The following is a 402-nucleotide window of genomic DNA, read 5'->3' as shown; positions in this document are numbered from 1 at the left end:
TTTGGCATAGGCGGTAAGGGTATAGGCAGTAAACAGCCAGGTAAAAACTAGATAGGCAATTCGGTAGTGCAATTTAAAATCGGGCAATAGTTCATTGGTTTTAGCTTTTGAAGGAATGATCATTTTACGATTATAAGAAACAAAGGCATACGCTTTGCTCATTAGCCAGGCAAAAGGCCTGAAGCTGAAAAGTGGTTTAAACAAAGGCATGGCATTGCCCAAAATCTTGAAGATGCTATAGATCCCATAAGTTACTTCGCCGGTTTTTGTGTTTACCAAAGCGATTTCGTTAACTGCTCGTTTGTTATCCACCAAAGAACAAACCGTTGCTGGAGTATTTTGATAAGTCGCTCTGCCGTTTGGATCCAGCATTTTTGTTTTAATGAAAGCCTTGGTGTAGAG

Annotated in this window: 1 pseudogene; it reads right to left on the bottom strand. The window is 40.0% G+C overall.

Annotated features, from left to right (window positions below):
* Positions 1–402: pseudogene (locus JHD69_RS20555) on the bottom strand (DUF393 domain-containing protein); the annotation flags it as partial.

It is taken from the genome of Pedobacter sp. ASV12 (assembly GCF_016429155.1).
In the GTDB taxonomy this organism is placed as follows: Bacteria; Bacteroidota; Bacteroidia; order Sphingobacteriales; family Sphingobacteriaceae; genus Pedobacter.
The sequence above is the reverse complement of the archived record's forward strand: the minus strand, read 5'-3'. Positions and strand labels throughout refer to the sequence as shown.